Source organism: Paraglaciecola sp. 20A4, assembly GCF_011378905.1.
In the GTDB taxonomy this organism is placed as follows: Bacteria; Pseudomonadota; Gammaproteobacteria; order Enterobacterales; family Alteromonadaceae; genus Paraglaciecola.
In genome coordinates this window covers 1-23,465 of the sequence record NZ_WTPY01000047.1, presented here as the reverse complement: position 1 = coordinate 23,465, position 23,465 = coordinate 1, and the positions used below count along the sequence as shown (strand labels likewise).

Below are 23,465 nucleotides of genomic sequence, written 5' to 3'. Positions count from 1 at the left end.
TAAAGGGGTCATAACTTATCTCCGATTAATTGGGCTCATGCCCACAGATAAGTGTGACTCAAAGGTAAAAAATTACATGCTCCGCGCAGCGGCTTAGTTCAACAATGTTAATAAGACGCAAACGCCCGTGTTTAAACACGGGCGTTTGCCGTATATATTTTTCAACTATTTTAGCCATATAAAGTAAGTTATTACAATATAAAGTGTTTTTCTGATTACCGTATTTCGATACGGGGGAAATACGGCTATTACACAAGATCTTGCATATATACGGGTGAGAGACTGAAACTGCATAAAAAAACAGTTATGGTGTGACAGAATATAATGAAAACCCACCTTTTTTAACCCACATCTGTAACCCTAGTCATATGAGCTAACAGTAGACTGAACGATTGAGATTAGTTAACTGACGCAGACAGTAAAGGGTATTGTTTAGGTGTACACTCATCTTACATTTATTGAGCAACCCTTAAGAGTTAAATCATTATGTTAGTCATTTTTTCCAGTCAGTCTAGCGCCAACATTACTATGTTCGCAGATATAGCAGTGCAATTGCTGAAAATGATGGGCCATAGCGGTACTGTGCCTAGTGCAATACTTGCAAAAGATGTACCCGCAGCACTGGCGAACTTGGAAGCTGCGCTTAAGGCTGACGAGCAACAACCGGCATCAGATGAACCTACAGACGATATCGATGAAACGCCTTTTGTTAGCCTTTATCACCGTGCTTTACCTTTAATCGATTTACTAAAGAGCGCAGTAGAAGACGAAAGTAACGTGCAGTGGACAGACAACAATGGCTAGACGTTAAGCATTTCTAGACCCGCTCCAACTCGAAACACTGTACACAGTCCTGACAGACGGCTTTTTGCTTTTTGGGATCGTTGATTGCGCTAATCAGCTATGTCCGCAATCGGCACGAAGCCGCCATATCAAAACTTATTTGTAAAAAGCCATTTCATTCACTCTTAAAAAATACTGGTAAGCAGCGGCTTTCCATCGAGGTAGTTTTCAATGTTGTTTTGCGCAATTTGCGCTTGTGCGAATAGCGTTTCAAACGTAGCCCCTCCCTGATGCGGAGATAGAATAATGTTGGGCACGTCGGTCCACGTAGAGCTGTTTGTCGGCTCTGGATCAAACACATCAAGCCCAGCGCCCGCTATTTTTTGAGCTTTTAAATATGCAATTAGCGCCTTTTGATCGACAACATTTCCTCTGGACACATTGACGACAACGCCATCACTCCCGAGTTGATCCAATATTTTTTCATTGATCAGATGATATGTTGATTGGTCAGGTCGACAGCACACGATAAGACCTCGACATTGTTTTGCTAATTCTTCCAGTGAAGAAAAATAAGGATAGGGTATTTCTGGTTTCTGTCTTGGGCCCCACCATTTTATATCGACGCCAAATGGTTCAAGCCGTTTAACCACCTCCTTACCGATTGAACCCAAGCCAACGATACCAATGGGCATCTTCCGGATGGAATGTCGAACGAAAGCACTCTTAGTAATCCATTGATCGGTCATGATGTATTGGTGATTTTGCGGGAAATTCAACAGCAGCGAGGTCATCATAGTGACGGCGACATCAGCCACATCTCCCGAGTTCAAACCTGGGGCATTGGTAACCGATATTTTTCGTGCTCTGCATTCATCAAGATCGACATTGCTAAATCCTGCTGAAATAGATGCAATCATCTTAAGATTTGGGAGACGGTCGAGCATTTCTTTATCCAGTTTTTCAATGCTAGCGGATAGTAAAACGTCTACAGTTGCACCCAATTCGGAGATCGTTTTATCGATATCATCAAGCACCTCAATGAATTCCCAACGCTTTGGTTTATTCGGAAACAAGGTCTGCATCTCTGGGTGCATCACTAAGATTTTTGCTGTTTTTTCCACTGAATCCGTCCTCTATAATGTGTTTAGGGTAAGCTTTAGGCTTATCAATAAGCCGCTTGGCAACGAGTTTGAGTATCGCATCACCCGTATAGAATGATGATTTTTTTAACTTATACTTTATTAAAAGCATGAATCCGACGCTCTTCCTCCGTCCCCTAGAACGTCGACAGTTGGAATAAAAATCCCTCAAAATATTTAACCAACGTTGGAAATCCTTTTCATCAGCTATTACCGCAATTAGTACAAGACACATGGTACATGGCACATGGCACATTAGCGGCTTTGCGCGTTCAACGGTCATACGTCTTGGTTGTAACGTATGACACGTTAACAGCATAAGCACACATCACAATTCTGCAGATTGCTCCTGTTCAAAACGACATGTTCTGCCTCTAAAAATACTGATTTCAACGACGCTTAACGTAAAGATCTTAGAAAATGTCTCATTAACTACTCAATATTTTAAGAGGTAATGACAAAGCTCCGTTATCTGTTTGACCCACAAGCCAAACGATGGCACTTAGGCCACCCAAAGTAGTGACATACCACAAAATGGAAACAAATTGGGCATAACGGTTAAGAGGCAATAACTCACTTAAATGGCGGCGTTTATATTCGAAGAATATTTCTACACTGCCTATAGCAAGTAAAAAACCTAACAAAGCTAAACCGAAGTGATAACTGATATAAACACCTAAAATGGCTCCCAGTGCGCAGGCGATTATCCCTACTCGGGAGTTAATTGAAAAAGCGATACTTTTAAGCACATGCCCACCATCTAAAGGCAATACAGGTAACATATTAAATAAATTGAGCAACGCATTGAATACCGCTAAACCTGCAAGTATTTCTATATCGGTAAGCCAATACCCTACTAAACACGCAATAGACAATATTAAGCCGAAAAATGGCCCCATAATTGAAATAACGATATCTTGCCAGCGGGTATTAATTTTATCATCGCTGAGCGCCAAACCTCCCACAAAAGGGATAAGGTAAATACCTTTGGTTTTCAAACCAAAGTACTTCATCGCCTTGATATGACCGTATTCATGAAACACCAGACACAGTATTAGGGCAATGGCAAACTCAATAGAAAACAACCAGCTATAAGCGGCTAAACTGCCCGCAGCAAACAACACTTTAATAACCTTGGCACTTTTTAACAGTTTTAAACCTAAACCGGCCAAACCAATGAAACTGAATTTCATCGGTTGTTTTTGACCTTGGATAACTTGCCTTTGCTCAATGTCTTTTTCAGTGAGCGTATTTTCATGCAATAACTGCTCATTAACTAAAAGCTGATACTGCAGATCAAAAGGTTGCCATTGCAGAGCACCACTAAGCTCTACTTGAATTTCGCCTTGCTCACTTTGTAGGGAAAATTGATGTGAAAAGTTATCATTGTCAGCGCTAGCACTAATTTGCGAAACGCAGTCATCTCCCCAAAAAAGCTGTTGCCACCCAGCCATTGAACCTTCTAATTTAAGTGTTTTACCCAAACACGCTACTTCTAATAAATGCACTATAAAAACTCAACATATAAAATCTAACCCGATTATTGCCATTATTGTGTCAGAGTCGGCAATAATTTTCCTTGTTACTTTATAAGACACAACAAAAGTCCGTCTTAGTCTGGCTGGGCGGGATAGAGCTCATTGGCATAGTCATTGCTATTCTTCGTACAAAGTATTCATTATCATTGGATTTAATTAAGGGGATCTTATGCAGATAAATAGTAATAGCTACATGACGAGTATCTATCCAATGGACAATACTATTAACGATAAATCACCTAACGCCAGCCCTATATCACCCAGTGAAACCACTACAGACACAGTAACGATTAGTGATGCCGGCAAAAATGCAGAAATAAAACTGCAAGAAATGGCCAACAAGTACGATCCGACTCATATGTCATATAGCGAATTAACGCGTATGTCGTCAGAATTACAATTAAACGGGTTAATAACGTCGCAAGAGGGCTTAGCCATGAGAGCACCTCCAAGTAGAGACTTCGATCCTGATGAAAAATATGACACGGTAGCCTTGGCACGGAAATCCGTCGCATTTGATCAATCCCTTAATGCGGCGCAAAGCAAAGATGCGACACTAAGGGCAAGCGTACTTGATATTTTAGAAACCCTACAAGGAAGATAAACTATGCAAGTTGATGCAGGCGCAAGTAAGTTAATGGGCGCATTCCAGACACATGGGTGTCGAGCATTGGGTTAGATTATAAGCTGGGCTGCAAAAGACACAGTCTAGAAATCAATAGGACCCTGCTCGTCACGCTATTACATATAAAATACCCATAAAAAATCCGGGAAAGGTCATTTACCGGATTGTGATTTACTTTGTTTACCCACTTTACTTGCGATATCCACTAGTATGTCGTTAAACGATTTAGGCGTTAACGGTCTTCGTTAAGCCTAAATCGCGTGTTATGGACTTGGAAAAGAATGAGCTTAGAAACGCGCTGTTACCTTTGCGTGGTAATAACGCCCCATTACATCGTAAACCTCTGGAACGGTATTCGCGTTATTCCATGAATAAATGTACGGAGGCGTTTTATCAAACAAATTATCCACACCAGCAGATATTGACCATGTGTCATTGACGAAATACTGCGCCGCTAGATCGTGATAAGTCACCGAACTGACATCTTGCACTAGATCATAAGATGCATAATAGTCGTCGGTCATACTGCCGATATAACGAGCCTTCCAGCTTAGGGTCCAGTCGTCTTGACCCATTTTAATGCCTAGGTTAGATTTCCATTTGGCGAACCCGCCGTTGGTGCCGTCAATTTTCCCCGTGTATTCAACGTCATCTTCGGTATATTCAAGAAGACGAGTTGCATCCAGATCTACTGACCAATCAAAGCCCATCGCTTCAAACACATATGCCATGTTCATATCAACGCCGCGGGTTTCAATTGTGCCCACATTGGTTAACGGAGATTCCATGTAGTCAATGTTACCTGTGACTTCATCGCGGGTGATATTTAACACATCACAATAGCTTGATTCGCCTGCATAACACTGATCCAAATAAGTCTGTGTCGAAATACGCGAAATGGCGTTGCTGACTTCGATATTAAAATAGTCCAAAGTGAGGGATAAACCTTCAATATCGTGTGGGTTATACACTACCCCAACCGTCACCGTATCCGCTTGCTCAGGCGTTAAATTCGCCACAGTCGTATAGGTATTTTCAATTTGCCCATCAGTATATTGGTAACTTGTATTGCCAATTTCTGACTGACAAGTTTGATACAGGCTTGAACTTGAATCGCTGCCACCGTAACCAGAACAGGGATCGGTTAAGTAATCGTATGAACCCACATCACCGCCATATAACTCATCAACGGTTGGCGCACGAAAGGCCGTTGACGCTACGCCTCGGATCATCAAGTCATCATTTACGTGCCAGCTTAATCCCATCTTCCATGTGGTATCTGAATCAAACGTACTGTAATCAAACCAGCGTACAGCCGCATCAATCGATAACGTTTTGACCAAAGGTAAATCAGCTAACAAAGGAATAGCAAACTCAGCGTAAAATTGCGTGGTATCAAAGCTACCAGAGGTCGCTTCTTGCGCAGAAGCACTGCCATCACCCGCTACCGTTACCGCATCAGGTTGATACCACCCTTTTTCACGGCGGTATTCTGCACCTGCTGCAAACCCAACAAAACCAGCGGGAAGCTCAAATAAATCTCCCGTTAAGTTAAGATTAACAATATTAAATTCGTTGCCGCCGGTAGCCTGGTCGGTATATGAGATGTAGTCAATTGTATCAGCCGACAACTCCCCTTCCCCAACAAACCAATCTTGACATGGAATGCCCACATCATTACAAACTGACGAGTCCATCGTGTTATAAAGCTTAGTCAGGTTAATGTAGTTAGATGAACGGTCAGTGGCATCGTTACGACCATAGGAATACGACACGTCCCATTCATAGCCAGACCCGATATCCCATAAGCCTTGAGCCCCGACAACCGTGCGAAGCGTGTCAGTGACCTGATCGAAAACACGATCACCCACTTCCGTCATACGTCGACGCATGGATGTTGCCACGCCAAAAGGATTACCCGTTGCATCCGCCGTAAGTGTGGCACTAATAGGCGATGGTGCCATTTGCTGCGTAGACGTGCGCTTGGTATATAAGGTTTCTAGGTAAACTTGGGTATCTTGATTCACGTCATAATTGGCGTTTGCGAACAAGCCGATACGCTTTTGCGGCGTGTAAAGGTACGAGCTATCTGCATAGTTATAGGCGTCGTAACCTTCAGTCCAATTTTTATCACTGTCTAGTGTTCCCCAACCATCACCAGAATTATAATTACCACCGGGTATATAAGAGCTGCCGGATTGGCAAGCACCAGTAGAATCAAAATCATTGTCAGGGCAAGCAGAGAAGTCGCGATCACCTTGCATGGCTTTTCCGCGATTAACGTAACTTAATCCCAGAACGAAGTGACCTTTTTCGCCACCGCCACCGGTAACCAAACTAATATCGCCAGTATTGGCGTCGCCTTTTGCAGAGCCTGCGTATCCCATTGACAACTCAAGACCATCGAACTGCGTTTTGGTAATAATGTTCACAACACCTGCTATCGCATCTGAACCGTATACCGCAGAAGCCCCATCTTTAAGCACTTCAACCCGCTCAATGGTAGCCAACGGGATAGTGTTTAAATCGACTGACGAGTCAGCCCCCGTGCCCGAGTTGACCATACGACGACCGTTTACTAACACGAGCGTGCGGTTGCTACCTAAGCCTCGAAGGTTAATGCGCGCAGCGCCTGCTCCGCCATTGTTGGTTGCGGCACCTGTCGCCATACCACTAGATGCAGTACTTTGCTGTAACACTTGCTCTATTGAGGTAAAACCACCGAGTTTAATATCTTCAGCGCTAATAATAGAGATAGGACTTGCTGACTCCAGATCAGTACGCTTAATACGTGACCCCGTCACTTGGATTTTTTCCACTGAATTGGCGTCCACGCCTTCATTGACTTGCGCGGCAACAAAACTACTAGGTAAAACCATAGTCGCGCCACCGACCAAAAATGAAAGTTTAATCGCCTTTGTTAAGGTATTATTTTTAAACATCTAAATTCCCCGCATCCATACCATTTGAAATAAATAAGCTGAATGTCATTTAATTATTATTTTGCTGTACGAGCCGTGTGTCGACACTTGATTATGGGACTCACCCCAAGTGGCGAATTAAGCACCTAGCTAAGTCGAGAATCAATTCAAAGTGGTCGAAAAACCCCCACTTAAACGTAAATTTACGCTTTGCTGACTGAGCCTTTACAGACCTTGACGATAAACTGCATATTTATGCACATTTGCACAACCGGAAATTACCTTGATGATGGAAAATGATGTGCAGTTAGCCAACAAATTTTTCTTATCAGACGGGGGGAATAAAAAATAAATATCTTACGGCGCCAATGTTTTATAAACGTAGCGGTGAATAAAGATGAACTACATTGACGCACCAACTTTAAATAAAAAACAATTTAAATTAGTCACAATTGATATTTTTACTGACATGAGAAGACACGCAAGTCAAATCGAGGAAGCTTAATTTTGGATAAAAATAAATATATAAATGTAAAAAATCAAAAATATATCCACTTTCTAATATTTCGTTTTCAATACGATATAGTAAGTTTTTCCTGTTAGTATATCTCGTATAACAGGCGGTAAATGCCTACTTGGCAACTCAACAATATGTGAATGTAGAATTTAAAATGCACTTTTTATGCACATTGTTTACGAATAACTTACATTCAAAGACTAATAATTCATGACCTAATTAGTAATAATACTAATCGACAGCGTAGTGAACTGTTATGTGCCTCCCTGGTGCTAAAGGCTGCTAGTTTTAACTAACTAGCAGCTTATCTTTTATGAGTTTAAACACGACTTCATTTTAATTTACCGCCAACAAATTAAAATACTAAATAAGCTTTCCATTCATATATTAAATGAATGGTATGGCATCTCACGACCGATATGACTGTTATCCTCGACAACATCATTAGGACGTTTAACTAAATTACTGGCGCAATTTTTAAGCAAACAGGTGCGATACTCACACCTTGTTTTGGCACTTTAGGGTGATATTTGATGATGCAAGCACGTTCACCGTATTGTTGAGGGACATATTGTTGAGGGGCATATTGATTTTAATCGGCTGCGTCAAAGACGTTAAGACAAGCGAATTGCATTTGCAGGTGACTGTTATTTTGTGTCCCGCATCCCTGACTAGAATAAGCCGCCTGTATTGAAGCGGCTTAACGTTTAGTCACGAATAGTTGAACCCCAGGTTTACTGTGCCCCTTCTTGCTCACGGGCTTGTTGGATTTCGCCTTGCATCTCTTCTGCTATGGCTTGTACTTTAGGCATCACGCCCTGCATCATTTGTTGACCAACTAACATAGAGTCTTGCATCACCAGTGGCATTTTCTGCGTCATGCTGCGGCCAACATCAGATTGGTAAAAAGCAATCAAACCGTTAATTTCCTTTTGGTTAAAATGCGTTAAGTACACATTAATCATAGGATCTTTAAACTGCTGCCAGGTCATTTGTTCTTTAAATAAGGTATCTAACTTTGCCATGTATTTCTGAAAAGCAGGCCTTTCCTGTTCAGAAATATTCATTTGGGTTGCCATGTTATTGAACATATTACTTACTTGATCTTGCATGGCCTCCATCATTTTTGCTACATCAGTTAATACCATTAGTTGTTCAACCGACTCCCGGGATGCTTTGGTCTGAGCGCTCGCACCAAAGGTGAAACATAGTAAGGTAAGTAGGACGATCCGTATTTTCATTTTTAATCCTTTAAGGTTAATTAGTGCCTTAGCCAGTCGTTTTCGGCATTTATTTTAGGCGTTGAATTTAGCTGTTATTTCAAAATGCTATGATAGCCATAATTGTCTTTATGTTAAAATTCAATTCATTCATTTGCGATCAGATATTCAAGTAATTTCAATGTCGCTTTTTCGTCTGGGCTGAAATATTTAGAACGGGTGCGTTTGAGTTGTTGACGAAAATAAGCCAAAGTTCGGCCGCTTTCGTACTGCATGATCACGTTTGGATGAATATAGTTTGAACGGCAGACCGCTGGGGTATTACCCAGTTGACTAGCGACCTTTTTCACCGCAGAAAGCACATTACTTTGATTCAGTTTTTTATCCTCTACAGGACCCAATTCATCTAACGCTACAGCCATTAATACTGTTCCAGCCCAGGTTCTGAAGTCTTTAGCGCTAAAATCTTCCCCCATGACTTCAGCAATATATTGATTTAGGTCTTGTGCCGTTAAATTTTTGCGTTCACCGTCAGGTAAGGTGATATCAAATAATTCATAACCGGTCATCGTTTCTAATTGGGCCAGCACATCTCTAACGTGTTTATCTGACACTTCCCTATGCTGCTGTTGATGACTTTTACCCACATAATCGAACTCCACGTGTTTACGTTCGAAGTTCATATGCTTTGCCCGCAATGTGGTTAATCCGTAGGTTTGGTTGTCACGCGTGTAGGTCGCGCTGCCGGGCCGAAAAAAAGCATCGTCTAACATACGCGTCATACACGCCAATACCGCATTTTCGTCGATTGGCCGTTGGGTAATATGCTGGCCTGTCGCCCTGCGCATGGTGGACAACTGTTTAGCAAAGCGCAAAATACGTTCGAATTTTTGCTTACTCGCCTGCTCAGTCCAATTCTGATTATAAATATATTGCTTGCGATTTTTCTCGTCACGGCCGAAGGCCAATACTTTAGCGCTGCGGTCCAATTCTATTTGTACGTCTTGCCAAGCAGGGGGAATAGCTAAACTGTTCACCCATCGCTTAATACCCTTACTCTTGACCGTTCGTCCAGAGGGGTACTTATACGTAAACGTTTTACCAAAGGGTTGTCGAACGATATAGCTGACCATGTATTCTCCTAAGGTGTATTGATAAATTAACTCATACAAAATACATCGTTATGTGGTTCATTTTTTCTTAACAATATATACGCAGCAAAAATATACGCAGCAAAAACTCACGTTAACTTATAAAACCCCTATAACGTCATAACACTGAATCTTATGCAGTTGACTAGGTCAAGTGAACGCTCTGCCCTACGGGTAGAATAAACATTCTACCCGTAAACAATTTATATTTAGAGGGGCCAATGCTGAAAGAACAAATCGCCGCAAGCTTAGAAATAGCGTTTAGCCAACACGGTTTTACCGAGCAAAGTGTGGCGCAGCTAAAAACCGCGTGTAACGTTAGCTTAAGAACACTTTACAAACATTACACCTCGAAAGAAATGATGATCGTTGCTGCATTAGAACATCGTCATCAGCGCTATTTACAGTTTTTAGGAACTGGGCATGCCGCTTCAGGTGAGCAACGCATTCTAGATATTTTCGATAAGCTCAATGATTGGATGAAAACGTTTGCGCCAAACGGTTGTATGTCAATGAATGCGCTTGCTGCATTCCCAGAAAATGTTGAGATTAAAACCGCGGTAGTGAAACACAAAACGGAGGTTAGAGCTTTGCTGGCAACACAAGCCAAGCGGCCAGATTTATCCATGGTGTTATTTTTACTCCATGAGGGCGTTTCTAGTGTGTGGCCAATTTTGGGCTACGACGCAATCATATCCGCGCAAGACACCATTAAACAAATGATGAAGGACAATAAACATGCATAGTATTCCCAACGTGATGAAAGGCGTTTTACTGACAGGCCACGGTGGCCCAGAAACACTTGAATATCGAGAGGATATTGCTGTTCCTCAACCTAAAGCGAATGAAGTACTCATTCGGGTCGGTGCAGCAGGCGTAAATAACACCGATATCAATACACGAACAGCGTGGTACTCAAAAGGTGATGCCGATGGTTCAGATGCAAGCTGGTCAGGTAACGCCCTAAGCTTTCCACGAATTCAAGGAGCTGATGTGTGCGGAGAAATAGTGGCAGTAGGCAACAATATAAGTGAAAAACGCATTGGAGAGCGGGTTTTAATTGAGCCCTGTATCCGTGAATCGGACGGCCAGCCGTTAGACTCACCCTGGTATTTTGGTTCGGAATGTGACGGTGGTTTCGCCGAGTTTGCTGTGGTCGCTTCATGCCACGCTTATAAAATACAAAGTGATCTGAGCGATATTGAACTTGCGACTTTCCCTTGCTCTTATTCAACAGCCGAAAATATGCTAACGCGCACGGCCGTCACCTCAACGGATAGAGTACTTATTACCGGTGCATCCGGTGGTGTTGGCTCTGCGGCTATACAACTGGCAAAGGCCAGAGGTGCATACGTTATCGCTGTCACCAGCCCAGCAAAAAATAAGCAATTATTAGCACTAGGTGCAGATGAAGTTATCCCAAGAGATGCTGATTACGCAGCGAGCTTTGGTAAAAATAGTATTGACGTGGTTATCGACTTAGTTGCCGGCCCTCAGTGGACAATATTGCTGGATGTGTTAAAAGTCCACGGTCGTTACGCGGTTTCCGGTGCGATAGGAGGCCCACTAGTTGAGTTGGACGTACGTACGTTGTACTTAAAAGATTTGAGCTTTTACGGCTGCACGATACTGGAACCCGAAGTGTTTCAAAATCTAGTGAATTGTATCGAGCAACAAAAAATAGTCCCTATTGTTGCACAATCTTTTCCTTTAGCAGAAATATCTGTTGCCCAGCACATGTTTTTGGATAAAAAGCATGTGGGGAAAATTGTGTTAATACCCTGAACCTTTTCAAAGCTAGCCAGAGAGCCGAGCCTAAAGAGTAAATGATTAACGTGATAAATGGACAGGGTTCTATATGTAAATTTTTAGAACCCAGTCTATGTGCGTGTTTTAGACATAAATAGACTAAACGCTGGTGTTATCAGCTCCAGAAGCGTTTTGGTCTTTTTCATCTTGATGCTCTAATTCTTTAAGTTCAGAACCATCACTAGCCAATAGCTGAGCAATCCAGCGAGTGTCTTGTCCTGACTCGAAGCCAATCTTGACGATCATGGTCAAGGGCACCGATAACAACATACCGACTGTACCGAGTAACCAGCCCCAGAAAATTAACGATAAAAATACCACTAACGTCGATAACCCTAGTCCTCGGCCCATGTATCGCGGCTCAACAATATTTCCCATTACGGTATTGGTCACAATAAATCCAAGGGCAGTAAGACCTGCTATGCCAGGGCCTAATTGCACCAAAGCCAGTAAAACCGCAGGTACTGCTGCGATAATCGAACCGATATTAGGAATATAGTTGAGCAAGAAAGCCAGCGTTGCCCACAGTAAATAATGATCAACACCTAGTGCATATAACCATAGACCGATAACAAGCCCTGTACCTAAGCTAACGAGCGTTTTAATCGCCAGATAGTTTTTAACCGACAATAGAAACTTATCAATCTGACGAAGTTTCATATTCGGATCATCTAACGCAATATGAATCTTCCTCGGAAAGGATTCCGCTTCAAAAAGCATAAACACCACGATAAGCAAAATAAGTAAGAAGTTAGTTAGCACTCCGCCTAGACTTGTCAGTAAACTGGTGGCCATATTCATGGCAGCACCTGGGTCTAAATATGACAACAACTGGTCTTTGTTAATTTGGATATTAAAGTCGTTTAGGCGCCCAATTGCCCAGGCGAATTGATCTACGAGTTTCTCTCGATACTTTGGAAAATTGTCGCTGAAATCATTCATGGATTGACCAACCAATCCCGCCAGCATAAATCCAAAAATCACAATTAGCAGTATTACTAGTACTACCGAGACAGCTCGGGGAATTCGATATTGATTAGCCCAGTTGATAATCGGACTACACGACATTGCAATAAAGATGGATAGCAAGAACGGTACTACGATGGCACTGGCCGCTTTTATACCTGCGAGCACAATTACCAGAGACGCTAATATCAGTAAAACTTTTAGCGAAGGAGAGTATTTCATTTGCATAGATTGGGTCATTATTAAAGTGAGCTGGAAAACTATCAGATAATAAGCTTATTTTATAGCCTTAAGCCACGTTTTTAGTATTATGGAGCATATTGGCGACATCTCGTTTATTATCCGTGTACAAAACGATTAAAAGATATTAACGTACTGATTTTAGGTTGTTTTTACGTCCGAAAACAAGGGTGATAATAATATGAAGTTAAATCCAGCGACGATCCGGATAAAAAATCTACGTTTACGTACCTATATTGGTATTAATCAAGATGAAATAAATAATAAGCAAGATGTGATCGTGAATGTGAAAATAGAATATAAAGCGGACCAAGCAACGGGGTCTGATAGTATGGATGATGCGCTCAATTATAAGATTATCACCAAACGGATTATTCAATTGGTCGAAGATAATAGATTTGCACTATTAGAAAAATTGACCGCAGATGTATTGGCTATTGCAGCCGAACATCCGCGGGTAATATATGCTGAAGCGGAAGTAGATAAGCCCCATGCTCTAAGGTTTTCTGATTCAGTTTCCCTTTGTCTTTCGTGCTTTAAAACGTAACACAACAAGGATTTTATATGCGTATTTTGATTACTGGAGGTACAGGATTAATTGGTTCGAACCTTATCCCAAAGTTAAAACCAAACGACATTACAGTGATCACCCGTAACGTATCTCAGGCGGAGTTGCTATTGGGTCACAAAGTAACGTTAACGTCGTCACTAGATGATTTTGACAATCTTGATGATTTTCACGTAGTAATCAACTTAGCTGGTGAACCTATTGCTGATAAGCGCTGGACACCAGAACAAAAAGAGCGCATTGAGCAAAGCCGCTGGGGGATGACTGAAAAGTTAGTATCATTAATCAAAGCAAGTAGCCGTCCGCCTTCCTTGTTCATCAGTGGTTCTGCCATCGGTTATTATGGCCGTCAAGATGATCAAATTATTGATGAAGAGTTCGACAGTCCTTATGATGAATTCAGTCATAGGTTGTGTGAACGCTGGGAAAGTTTAGCTAAAGAAGCTGAGTCGCAGCTTACTCGTGTTTGTATTGTTCGCACCGGTATCGTAATTACTCGCCGCGGTGGTGCATTAATGAAAATGGTTCCGCCGTTCAAATTTGGTTTGGGTGGGCCTATGGGTACGGGTCATCAATATATGTCATGGATACATTTAGAAGACATGATAGATGGCCTAATTCATTTGATTGAGCACACGGATTGTCGCGGCGTATTTAATTTCACCGCACCGGCGCCTGTAACCAATGCACAGTTTAGTAAAACGCTTGCAGCAGTGTTACATCGCCCGTGTTTTTTGCCCATGCCAGCATTTGCCCTACGCTTAATTATGGGTGATGCCGCAGATTTACTTTTATATGGTCAGCGCGTAGTCCCTAAGCGTTTGCAAGAAAGTGGTTATCAGTTTCATTACCCTGAGCTAGCACATGCCCTTGAGTGCTTGCGTTTGTAACCCTTGTGTTTAGGAATTAGTTACCTTCATAAAGATAAATTGAATAGCGGATTGATTTTGATGATCCAGATGTAAATACGAAAAAGCCGATAATTCACTTAGGTGTTATCGGCTTTTTATATTGAGCTTGAAAGTTAATTTACACCATTTGGCGCAATAAATGGCTGGTGTTTAAGCGCAACAAGCGCCAACAACCAACCATGCCTAAAGCCCCAACCACAATTGCACCAGCAACTGGGGCAATAAACCAATACTGCCAGTGTAAAGAAGCTTCCATTTCAAACACTTGGCTTTGTAGGAAAAATAAACTCACTTCATTCGCGAACGCAGCCATTAAACCTGCAACTAAACCAATAATAACAAACTCAAACAATACACTTGCCCGTATTAACCGACCTTTAGCGCCGAGCGTACGTAGTATGGCCAGTTCCTGTTGTCTTTCATCCATACTTGCTTGTACTTGCGCGATAAGCACTAATGCCCCTGCGGCTAATACCAACACCAATATAAACTCTACCGCCAGAGACACTTGTTTAACAATCCCTCGAAGTTGTTCAATTCGGGCATCGACATCAAACAACGTCACGCTGGCAAATGGCTTCATTAGTTCAGTAATGTCAGATTTACGAGACTTATCTAGGTAAAAACTGGACAAGTACGTCGGCAAATAGTCTTTCATCGCTTGAGGTTGAATAACAAAGAAAAAATTCGGCTGCATCGTTTGCCAGTCAACTTCACGCAGACTTGATACCTCTGTATTTATTACTTCACTACCCACATTAAAGGTAAGTTTATCGCCCAGTTTTATGTTCAACCGCTCAGCAATTCGTGCCTCAACAGATACTCCATATAATCCGCTGGCTAGCGGTTTACTACTGTTAAACCACTGGCCGGCCACTATGCTATTTTTATGTTGTAATGTTTCACTCCAGGTTAAATTAGCTTCGCGCCCCAGCCCTTCACGACCCTGTCGTTCGCCAGCTTCAGCATCTTCTTTGCTCACAGCCGTTGAAACCTTCTCGTCATTAATTGCCACAAAACGTCCGCGCACGACGGGATAAAAATGTTCAATATCAACATTTTCTTGCGCAAAATGCGTTTTTAAATCAGGCAATTGCTGCTGTGTAATGTTTACCAAAAAGTAATTTGGTGTGCCCTTCGGAAGTTGGTCTTGCCACTGGGCAATCATGTCATTTCGCATGACCAATACGATCAGAAGCAGCATGATCGTTACCGCAAAACTAATGAGTTGAATGGCATTGTCCATCGCTCGGCGCCTAATGCGAGCCCAAGCTAACTGCCATGCGCCCATTTTACCTTTACCGAGCTTGCGTCCCAGCCAAATCAAAGCAAAGGTCACTAGCAATAGACTGATCACTAATAAAATACCCGAGCCAAACAAAATAGCACTTAAGCCCAGATTACCGCTATACGCCCACATAAGACTAAATATTGCGCCGCCTGAAGCTAAAAATTGAATAAAGCGCGAACTAAGCGTTGCACCTAAGTCCCGGCGCAATACCCGCAAAGGCGAAACTGAAAAAAGCTTAAGCAAAGGATAAAGCGAGAACAGGACTGCGCAAATGGCGCCGGTAAATATAGCGATAATCAGTGGTCGCCAGAACCACACATCCAATGATACTTCAACGCTACCCGCCAGAGCCCAGACCACAACCTGCTGAAGTATAAAGCCCAATACAGTGCCTATTACTATGCCTAACAACGTAATAAAGGTTATTTGCAACAAATAGACTTGTTGCACCATCGCCTTACTTGCTCCTAACGTTTTCATGATGGCAACGGGATCATAGTGTCGCTGGCTATAACGCTGTGCAGCAACGGCAATGGATACTGCAGCCAAAACTATCGCCAGCAAGCTTGCCAATAAAAAATACTGCTCGGCTTTAGCAATAGAACGCCCGATAGCAGAATCATCATCACTGACCGATACCCAACTCTGTAACTCTTTATCGAGCTTTGGCATCAACCAGTCGTAATACGCATTTAGGTCAGCATCACTACCGGTAAAAAAGTAGCTAAAAGACGCCCGACTCCCCGGACCAATAATATTAGTTGCCGCTAAATCCTGTTTACTTATCAGTACCTTAGGGTCACCACCAAAAACGCTGAAACCAGCGTCCGGTACATCAGATAGCACTTTAGTGACGGTAAATGTCTTGTCACCTACTTCAATATCTTGCCCAAGTGTTAGGTCTAGATTTTGAAAAAGGCGAGACTCAATCCATGCATGACCGGGCTTAGGCAGTGACTTGATGGCCTGTCCTGGCGCAAAGGGCTGTTCAGCAACGCTAACTGTCCCTTTTAACGGATAACCCGGTGCAGCGGCGCGCAAGTCCACTAGCATCATATTCTCGCCAGAAAATGCCATTGATCGGGTATAAACCTGATTAGCTGTATTCAAGTTAAATTCTTGCGCCTTTTCTATCCAGCTTTGATCCACCGGTTGACGAGAATTTAGCACTCGATCCGCCGCTATAAATTCGGCACTTTTAGCGGTCAACGCCGATTGAAGCCGTTCACTGAAAAGTGATAAAGACAGCACTGAAGCAACTGACAATATGATGGCGAGTAAAATAATCGTTAACTCGCCGCGCTTTGCCTCGTGCTTAAACAATCGCCAGGCAAGATTAAAAGTCTGCTTAGTCATTTATTACCCTACCTGACTTTGTGCAGCCCGGGCCATTTCGGCCACATCTGATCTATCAGAATTTAACGCGTCATTAGCTAGGGTTATTTCACTTAACTCGCCAGCATTCATCAGCAATTGGCGCTCACAGTGTTTTGCCAGTTCACCGTCATGCGTCACCAAAACCAAGGTTGTATGCGAATCACGATTTAGATCAAACAATAATTGCTCTATTTTAGCGCTGTTGGCCGCATCCAAATTACCCGTCGGCTCATCAGCAAAAAGTATTTTAGGCTTGGTAATAAAAGCCCGAGCAATTGCTACTCGTTGCTGTTCACCACCAGACAATTGGTTAGGATAATGATCGCCCCTATGGCCCAGACCTACTTTGTCGAGGATATCTTGCCCACGTTGTTTTGCGTCATCTAAGCCGGCAATTTCAGCGGGTAAAATGATATTCTCTAATGCGGTGAGACTTTGCACTAACATAAAACTTTGAAAGATAAAGCCAACTTTTTCACCGCGTAACTGGGCGCGTTGTTCTTCATCCATGTTTTGCAGTCCTTGCCCGTCTAGGTAAATTTCTCCGCTGGTGACCTCATCGAGCCCCGCTAAGAGGCTAAGCAATGTCGATTTACCGGAGCCTGACGCACCTACGATGGCAATCGACTCACCCGCCTTGACTTCGAAACTAATTGGCTTGAGGATCGAAAGCTCACCCTGAGACGTAGTAACTGTTTTCGTAATCGCAGACGTTTTAATCATATTTACAGGAGCCATAGTGTTTAATTTGATAAGTAATTCACTGCGCAAGCGCGCGAAAGTTATGTTGTTTCTTTTACCTGTTTTACTGGTTTCAGATCAACTTTGGGCTAAATCGAGTAAATTGTTAATCTTAGGCGATAGCCTAAGTGCTGGTTATGGTTTGACGCAAGCGCAAAGCTGGGTAAGTTTGTTACAAGATGCGTGGCAAAAAAGCGACATAACTGTAGTAAATGCCGCGATAAGTGGCGAAACAACGGACGGCGCGCTAGCAAGGTTGCCACGTTTGTTAGACCAACATTCTCCTAGCCATGTATTTGTCGAACTCGGCGGAAATGACGGATTACAAGGCCATTCCATCGCTAAAATGCGCAGTAATCTAAGCAAAATAGTTGAACTCAGTCAATCATCAGGGGCAACGGTTATCTTACAAGAAATGCAGATACCCCCAAATTATGGGCGTCGCTATACTGAGCTTTTCACTGGCGCTTACACCGCAGTAGCACATAATCATAACGTGGTATTGTTACCGTTTTTCCTCGCAGATATCGCGCTAAAAAGTGATTTAATGCAAGCTGACGGTATTCACCCAAATGCCAAGGCACAGCCCATAATCGCTGAATCAATGGCCCAAACTTTACAGCCACTTGTGGCGCCATAAGACCAAGTGACTGGTTTACCGTAATTGGCGCACTGACAGGCTCAACGAAGTAAGGCTAAGCTTATAAAAACATGTATTTAGGGGGCTCACAATAAACGTCAATTCAACAAGCGCGAGCCCTGTTCGGCCCCTCAACCTTAACCAAGGCAAGAGGTTGAATGCAGACCACCACCGGCAAGAAACTGAATCGAACTCACTTTCTAGCTCTGCGGCAACCACGCAGGTGCCTGCATCGGCCTAAACAACGGAACAACGGAACAAAAACAGCGCGCTGGTTCCATTGTAGACGTTCAGGTCTGTTCTGATATCAATCCTTATGATAGATAAAACTAGATTGATAACTACACTTGTAACTAAGTCTGATTTTATCATCGGCTCAGAGAAAGCCTTTGGTCTGGCTGGCGCAAAACGCGCACTATTTCATGGGCGTCGCTTAATCTTCTTACTTGCATAAATAAGCTTTCAGCTTCTGGATATTGACGGCTTAAATAGCCTAACCATTGCTTAAGGCGATTAGGAAAATATTTGCCCTTATCGCCAAATATTTCATATCCAGAGTAATCTAATAGTAATTGATTGACCTCTGACCAAGACATAATGTCTTGCTCCCCACGCACAACCCGCGCTAAATTAGGTACAGCGAGAATGCCTCGCCCGAGCATAATATTCTGACAATTAGATTGCTGCTGGCAATTTACTGCATCATCAAATGACCATATTTCGCCGTTAGCGATAATAGGAATATTCACTTTCTTTTTGATATCCGCGATCCACGACCAATAAGCGGGAGGTTTATACCCTTCCACTTTAGTACGTGCATGAATGACGAGCAAATCTGCACCGGCAGCTTCAATAGCCGCTGCATTTTCGAATGCTAAGCTTTTGTCATCAAAACCCAAGCGCATCTTAGCCGTCACTTTATGTTCGCTCGGCACTGCTTGTCGCACGGCACTAACAATATCGTATAAAGTTTGCGGCTCGCGCAATAAGATGGCTCCCCCTTTACTCTTATTCACTGTCTTGGCAGGACAGCCAAAGTTTAAATCCACTCCGTGAGAACCAAGTTCAACTGCCCGCTGAGCATTTTCGGCTAACGGTTGAGGGTGTTGACCAAGTAGCTGCACACGCACTGGAGTACCATTTGGGGTAAAACCGTCGTTATGTAGCTCGGGACAAAAACGATAAAATACTTTCTTGGGAAGTAAGCATTCCACGACTCGCACAAACTCAGTAACACAAAGATCGAAGCCACCAACCCTGCTCAACATGTCACGCATGAGGTGATCAACCACCCCTTCCATCGGTGCTAAAATTACTTGCAACTTGTTTACTCTGTAAATGATACCAATAAAAAACGCCTGACCATCGAGGATCTTGCGTAACATGAAAGTGGAAATATGAAAATTTTAGCGTGTTAGATTTAGCCGATTAACTTGCTCAAGGTCAGACTTTTTAGCTCTTAATGAACAGCAATTAAGAATTTCTGTTCGCCGCTCAGTAGAGGCATTTCCCCAACCAACTATTTCATCCAACATTCGATAACACCCCACGCACATATCTTGCCGATCTAAGCAACAATTTCGCACGCATGGCGACGCTATTTCTTTACTTTCCACATGTTTCCTTAGGGCGAAACTTTAAATTTAATTGTACCACAGCGCCGATCAGCATAAACATAGATTGAAATGGTAAATTTATCGGGTTAATTAAGAGTCATTTTACCGTATTATTGAATTGCGTATCTCGCATGGATCAGGGAAATAAACAAATAAATATCAATAAGAAAGGAAAATGACATGACCAATAATATAGATTATTCAAATTACAGCTTTGAAGATTTACTCAGTGCCAGAGCAGGTTTAGACGCAGACCTATATCCTGAGCGCGCAGTTGAACTTGATAAACTGATCGCACAAAAAGCCCCTAAAATAGAGTCAGCTGATAGCACAGTTCAAAGCGCAGTATTACGCCAAGTCCAGGTCAAGTTTCACGGTAAAACCTCTGAGTTTTTTGGTATATGGATCGTCAATATATTACTGTCGATCGTGACCTTAGGTATTTATTCCGCTTGGGCTACCGTACGTACTCATCGATATTTCTACTCGAACACTGAGATCGACGGGCATTGTTTTTCATATTTAGCCAACCCAGTACAAATTTTAAAGGGACGAATTATAGCCGTTGTCGCATTTGCTATATATTCAATCGCTGCTGCTTTTAGCCCTATTTTGATGCTCTTTTTCATCGTGGCTTTTATCTTTTTAACGCCAATGATGATTATCTTAGCGGTTCGATTTAAAATGCGTATGACAGCGTATCGAAACATACGGTTTGGCTTCAACGGCAAGTACGGCGATGCATTTGTTGTTTTCGTTTTACTGCCAATCGTCAGCGTATTTACCCTTTATACTGCGCTTCCTTGGGTCTTTAAGAAAATTGACGAATTCTTACATAACAACATGACTTACGGTCAGCAAAAATTCACCACCGAATTGCGCAGCTCTCAATACTATATTGCATCGATAGGTGCATTAGTATTAGCGTTGATAATAGGTGCTTTATCTTTATTCGCACTAGGCGCGTCATTTAGCGCTTTTGAGGCACAATCGACTCTAGGGTCGTCATTTTCCTTGCTCACAGTGGGTATTATGTTTGGGTATTTGGTTATTTTCCTTATTGCTTCTAGTTTCTACCAAGCCTATGTTCGCAATCATTTGTTCAACTCGATGCAAATAAGCAACGTTGCTAGCTTCACGTCTAGTGTCTCTGCCGCAAGATTGATTTGGCTTCATTTGAGCAACTTAATCGTATTGGTCGTGACGCTCGGCTTAGCACTGCCTTGGATCCACATTCGTACATCGATATTTTATGCTAATGCGACCAATATATCTGTATTAGCAGGGATTACCGATGTAGTAGAAGGAGTGCAGGATGACACAAGTGCGATAGGCGAAGAAATAGCCAACGTATTTGACGTAGACATTGCACTAGGGTAACGCTATGCATGAAGCGATGTTTTATCCAGCAGGCAGCGCTCGCTGCCTGCTAGTTCAGCTCGATTTTGGCGCAGAAGACGTGCGGGTGCTCAATGCCAATAATGAAGTACTGCACATACTCCCATTGAGCCAGTTAAGGCCTGCCCCAAAATTAGCGGCAACCTGTCGCGAAGTCATGTTACCGAACGTTGGATTACTGTCATTTAAGCCAACGCCCGAGCTAGATTCATTGTTATATTCTAGCGACAAAAGCCAATGGGCCCATATGCTTGAAAACAGCTACCAAGGAATAGCCATTAGCTTATTATTGGTGCCGCTTTGTTTATTTATTATTTTTAAATATATTATTCCCCATGCCGCTGAACGTTTTGCTGAAGTTGTCCCTTATAGTGCAATAAATTTAGCATCAACACATACCCTCAAAGCATTGGATAACAGTATGTTACAGCCAAGTGAACTGACACTTAGCGAACAACAAACAATTCTATCCAACTGGCAACTCACACTGAGTCAACTTGCACTTGATCGTAGTTACTACACTCTCATTTTTCGAAAAAGCGACTCTTTAGGTGCCAATGCATTCGCCTTGCCAAATGGGACGATAGTGGTCACCGATCAATTCATAAAATTAATAGAAAGTCGTCAAGATTTGCTGCAAGCCATATTATTACATGAGATAGGTCATGTGGAACATCATCACTCGATGCGGCTTATTTCTCAAAGTCTCTTCTCATCACTGGTGATTGATTATTTTTTTGCCGATGTAAGTGGTTTAATTGACGCTTTTGCTGGTATATCAACGACACTGGTACAAAATCAGTTTTCATCAGAGTTGGAATGGGAAGCTGATAATTTCGCTCTAAAACAGATGAAAATATCTGGCCTTGATACTGAAAATTTTGCTCTAGTGCTAGAAAAGCTGATGAAAACGATACCTGAAGAGTCAAATATCGATAGCTGGTTACAAACCCATCCATTGTTACGCAAGCGAATTGCTAACGCGAGGGCCGCTCAACACTAACCCTTAACTAGGTGCTAAATACCGGACGAGCCAATTGATTTCATCAATGGATTCCGTTTTGTCAATATATCCGGCATTTTGTAGACAGGCACACGCTTCAGAGATCTCACTGAAGCAACGGGGGACGATGCCTGATTCCACAAAATATGGCAATAGAGCGTCTCCTTGCGAAGGTGAATCAACCACCCAACATTCAATTTTTTGATTACGTCGGTCTAAATTAACATCGGATTTCAGTGGAGATGAACTCACTGATATTGGCACAACCCAGCCACGCATATCGACCAGCACAGCCCAAGTGTTACCGCGCATTGCGTTCATAGTTTCACCTAAGTCAGACAGGTAAGCCATGTCAGTTTGCAACGTCCACTGGCCTTTAATTTGCACAACGATAAGACGTGATTTCACCGTAATTCGGTAATATGGTGGTGATGATTTAGAGTTACTCAATATTAATACACTGCATCATATATGGTCAACTTGGCGACAAATGGTCTGGGATCGCTGAAATAATATTTATCATTTATATTAGCACCAAAACGCTAAGGTAGATTCTAATATAAACCTATAGGTCGCTATATTGAAATTAGACCATTTGGATGTTACCGATTAAAATTTGACACTTTCAGAATAAAGAAATAAAAAAAAAGCCGTACATTACTGTACGGCTTTTTTTATATGGCGTCCCCAAGGGGATTCGAACCCCTGTTACCGCCGTGAAAGGGCGGTGTCCTAGGCCTCTAGACGATGGGGACAGAAACTTTGTTTATCGAAGCAAGCTTCGATAAGTTTCTGTAAGGTGAGTCGAGCCTACGAGAGGAACGGCCTAATCTTACAAAAAACAAAAATCTATCCAAACGATTCATTTACTGGCCTAGGTATGCCGTAAATGTCCTTGTTTGTGCTGCATAAACCCAATCCGTAGGTTTACTTAAATATGGCGTCCCCAAGGGGATTATAAAATACGTCCTGTATTTTACCGCTTTGCGGCCGTGCTAAGCACGTTCA

The 23,465-nt window shown here is 42.5% G+C and carries 20 protein-coding genes and 1 tRNA gene; 9 read left to right on the top strand and 12 right to left on the bottom strand.

From position 1 onward, the window contains the following. The first annotated feature begins 486 nt into the window (after positions 1-486). Entirely contained in the window at positions 487-804 is a 318-nt protein-coding gene (locus tag GQS54_RS22065; protein WP_166426078.1) for a DUF1840 domain-containing protein, read from the top strand. A 164-nt stretch (positions 805-968) separates the two neighbouring features. Here GQS54_RS22065 and GQS54_RS22060 read toward each other — a convergent pair whose 3' ends face one another. Beyond that, a complete protein-coding gene (locus tag GQS54_RS22060; RefSeq protein WP_166426077.1) occupies positions 969-1,907 on the bottom strand; it encodes a 2-hydroxyacid dehydrogenase in 939 nt (312 codons plus the stop codon). A gap of 446 nt (positions 1,908-2,353) precedes the next feature. Further along, the gene (locus tag GQS54_RS22055) at positions 2,354-3,433 is read right to left on the bottom strand and encodes a site-2 protease family protein (protein WP_166426076.1); all 1,080 of its coding nucleotides are present in this window, start codon (positions 3,431-3,433) and stop codon (positions 2,354-2,356) included. Positions 3,434-3,632: 199 nt separating this feature from the next. Here GQS54_RS22055 and GQS54_RS22050 point away from each other — a divergent pair, with 199 nt between their 5' ends. Then, positions 3,633-4,067 carry a hypothetical protein gene (locus tag GQS54_RS22050; RefSeq protein WP_166426075.1) on the top strand — a complete coding sequence of 145 codons (435 nt, stop codon included), beginning with the start codon at positions 3,633-3,635 and terminating at the stop codon, positions 4,065-4,067. Positions 4,068-4,375: 308 nt separating this feature from the next. Here the strand turns inward: GQS54_RS22050 and GQS54_RS22045 are convergent, their stop codons facing one another. The 3 genes from GQS54_RS22045 to GQS54_RS22035 form a co-directional block, all read right to left on the bottom strand. Continuing rightward, positions 4,376-7,030 (bottom strand): TonB-dependent receptor, encoded by a 2,655-nt coding sequence (locus GQS54_RS22045; protein WP_166426074.1) that lies wholly within the window; start codon positions 7,028-7,030, stop codon positions 4,376-4,378. A 1,230-nt stretch (positions 7,031-8,260) separates the two neighbouring features. Beyond that, positions 8,261-8,767, bottom strand: a complete 507-nt coding sequence (locus GQS54_RS22040) for a DUF2059 domain-containing protein (RefSeq protein ID WP_166426073.1) — start codon at positions 8,765-8,767, stop codon at positions 8,261-8,263. Positions 8,768-8,892: 125 nt separating this feature from the next. Next, a complete protein-coding gene (locus GQS54_RS22035) occupies positions 8,893-9,879 on the bottom strand; it encodes a DNA topoisomerase IB (RefSeq protein ID WP_166426072.1) in 987 nt (328 codons plus the stop codon). Between the two features lie 239 nt (positions 9,880-10,118). Here GQS54_RS22035 and GQS54_RS22030 point away from each other — a divergent pair, with 239 nt between their 5' ends. Next, a complete protein-coding gene (locus GQS54_RS22030; protein ID WP_166426071.1) occupies positions 10,119-10,643 on the top strand; it encodes a TetR/AcrR family transcriptional regulator in 525 nt (174 codons plus the stop codon). Further along, positions 10,636-11,682 (top strand): alcohol dehydrogenase family protein, encoded by a 1,047-nt coding sequence (locus GQS54_RS22025; RefSeq protein ID WP_166426070.1) that lies wholly within the window; start codon positions 10,636-10,638, stop codon positions 11,680-11,682. The genes GQS54_RS22030 and GQS54_RS22025 overlap by 8 nt, the downstream gene beginning before the upstream one ends. 123 nt (positions 11,683-11,805) lie before the next feature. Here GQS54_RS22025 and GQS54_RS22020 read toward each other — a convergent pair whose 3' ends face one another. Next, positions 11,806-12,900 (bottom strand): AI-2E family transporter, encoded by a 1,095-nt coding sequence (locus tag GQS54_RS22020; RefSeq protein WP_166426069.1) that lies wholly within the window; start codon positions 12,898-12,900, stop codon positions 11,806-11,808. A gap of 193 nt (positions 12,901-13,093) precedes the next feature. Between GQS54_RS22020 and folX the strand changes: the two genes are divergently transcribed. Together folX and GQS54_RS22010 are read left to right on the top strand one after the other, a co-directional pair. Beyond that, entirely contained in the window at positions 13,094-13,459 is a 366-nt protein-coding gene (gene folX / locus GQS54_RS22015; protein WP_166426068.1) for a dihydroneopterin triphosphate 2'-epimerase, read from the top strand. Between the two features lie 17 nt (positions 13,460-13,476). Continuing rightward, entirely contained in the window at positions 13,477-14,370 is an 894-nt protein-coding gene (locus GQS54_RS22010; RefSeq protein WP_166426067.1) for a TIGR01777 family oxidoreductase, read from the top strand. A gap of 139 nt (positions 14,371-14,509) precedes the next feature. On the opposite strand, the gene GQS54_RS22005 is transcribed toward GQS54_RS22010, so the two are convergent. Together GQS54_RS22005 and GQS54_RS22000 are read right to left on the bottom strand one after the other, a co-directional pair. Then, positions 14,510-17,038, bottom strand: coding sequence for an FtsX-like permease family protein (locus GQS54_RS22005; protein WP_166426066.1), 2,529 nt, complete (start codon positions 17,036-17,038; stop codon positions 14,510-14,512). Between the two features lie 3 nt (positions 17,039-17,041). Then, on the bottom strand, positions 17,042-17,782 hold the full coding sequence (locus GQS54_RS22000) for an ABC transporter ATP-binding protein (protein ID WP_166426065.1): 741 nt from the start codon (positions 17,780-17,782) through the stop codon (positions 17,042-17,044). A 16-nt stretch (positions 17,783-17,798) separates the two neighbouring features. Between GQS54_RS22000 and GQS54_RS21995 the strand changes: the two genes are divergently transcribed. Continuing rightward, complete coding sequence (locus GQS54_RS21995; RefSeq protein WP_166426064.1) at positions 17,799-18,440, top strand: arylesterase; 642 nt, start codon at positions 17,799-17,801, stop codon at positions 18,438-18,440. Positions 18,441-18,808: 368 nt separating this feature from the next. On the opposite strand, the gene GQS54_RS21990 is transcribed toward GQS54_RS21995, so the two are convergent. Further along, positions 18,809-19,762 carry a tRNA-dihydrouridine synthase gene (locus tag GQS54_RS21990; RefSeq protein WP_166426063.1) on the bottom strand — a complete coding sequence of 318 codons (954 nt, stop codon included), beginning with the start codon at positions 19,760-19,762 and terminating at the stop codon, positions 18,809-18,811. Between the two features lie 84 nt (positions 19,763-19,846). Further along, positions 19,847-20,026, bottom strand: a complete 180-nt coding sequence (locus GQS54_RS21985; RefSeq protein WP_346766601.1) for a DUF1289 domain-containing protein — start codon at positions 20,024-20,026, stop codon at positions 19,847-19,849. 210 nt (positions 20,027-20,236) lie between these two features. Here GQS54_RS21985 and GQS54_RS21980 point away from each other — a divergent pair, with 210 nt between their 5' ends. Both GQS54_RS21980 and GQS54_RS21975 read left to right on the top strand, forming a co-directional pair. Further along, positions 20,237-21,436, top strand: a complete 1,200-nt coding sequence (locus GQS54_RS21980) for a YjgN family protein (protein WP_166426061.1) — start codon at positions 20,237-20,239, stop codon at positions 21,434-21,436. A gap of 4 nt (positions 21,437-21,440) precedes the next feature. Next, positions 21,441-22,457 (top strand): M48 family metallopeptidase, encoded by a 1,017-nt coding sequence (locus tag GQS54_RS21975; RefSeq protein WP_166426060.1) that lies wholly within the window; start codon positions 21,441-21,443, stop codon positions 22,455-22,457. Between the two features lie 3 nt (positions 22,458-22,460). Here GQS54_RS21975 and GQS54_RS21970 read toward each other — a convergent pair whose 3' ends face one another. Next, positions 22,461-22,865: a hypothetical protein gene (locus GQS54_RS21970; protein ID WP_346766600.1), complete on the bottom strand. Its 405-nt coding sequence runs from the start codon at positions 22,863-22,865 to the stop codon at positions 22,461-22,463. Positions 22,866-23,136: 271 nt separating this feature from the next. Continuing rightward, positions 23,137-23,212: transfer RNA gene (locus GQS54_RS21965), tRNA-Glu, on the bottom strand. Positions 23,213-23,465 lie beyond the last annotated feature (253 nt).

What these genes read in the sequence shown, in the direction of transcription:
- GQS54_RS21980 (WP_166426061.1), top strand. Translation starts at nt 20,237, where the DNA reads ATGACCAATAATATAGATTATTCAAATTACAGCTTTGAAGATTTACTC.
- GQS54_RS22040 (WP_166426073.1), bottom strand. Translation starts at nt 8,767, where the DNA reads ATGAAAATACGGATCGTCCTACTTACCTTACTATGTTTCACCTTTGGT.
- GQS54_RS22005 (WP_166426066.1), bottom strand. Translation starts at nt 17,038, where the DNA reads ATGACTAAGCAGACTTTTAATCTTGCCTGGCGATTGTTTAAGCACGAG.
- folX (WP_166426068.1), top strand. Translation starts at nt 13,094, where the DNA reads ATGAAGTTAAATCCAGCGACGATCCGGATAAAAAATCTACGTTTACGT.
- GQS54_RS22000 (WP_166426065.1), bottom strand. Translation starts at nt 17,782, where the DNA reads ATGATTAAAACGTCTGCGATTACGAAAACAGTTACTACGTCTCAGGGT.
- GQS54_RS22025 (WP_166426070.1), top strand. Translation starts at nt 10,636, where the DNA reads ATGCATAGTATTCCCAACGTGATGAAAGGCGTTTTACTGACAGGCCAC.
- GQS54_RS22030 (WP_166426071.1), top strand. Translation starts at nt 10,119, where the DNA reads ATGCTGAAAGAACAAATCGCCGCAAGCTTAGAAATAGCGTTTAGCCAA.
- GQS54_RS22065 (WP_166426078.1), top strand. Translation starts at nt 487, where the DNA reads ATGTTAGTCATTTTTTCCAGTCAGTCTAGCGCCAACATTACTATGTTC.
- GQS54_RS22045 (WP_166426074.1), bottom strand. Translation starts at nt 7,030, where the DNA reads ATGTTTAAAAATAATACCTTAACAAAGGCGATTAAACTTTCATTTTTG.
- GQS54_RS22050 (WP_166426075.1), top strand. Translation starts at nt 3,633, where the DNA reads ATGCAGATAAATAGTAATAGCTACATGACGAGTATCTATCCAATGGAC.
- GQS54_RS22035 (WP_166426072.1), bottom strand. Translation starts at nt 9,879, where the DNA reads ATGGTCAGCTATATCGTTCGACAACCCTTTGGTAAAACGTTTACGTAT.
- GQS54_RS21975 (WP_166426060.1), top strand. Translation starts at nt 21,441, where the DNA reads ATGCATGAAGCGATGTTTTATCCAGCAGGCAGCGCTCGCTGCCTGCTA.
- GQS54_RS22020 (WP_166426069.1), bottom strand. Translation starts at nt 12,900, where the DNA reads ATGCAAATGAAATACTCTCCTTCGCTAAAAGTTTTACTGATATTAGCG.
- GQS54_RS22010 (WP_166426067.1), top strand. Translation starts at nt 13,477, where the DNA reads ATGCGTATTTTGATTACTGGAGGTACAGGATTAATTGGTTCGAACCTT.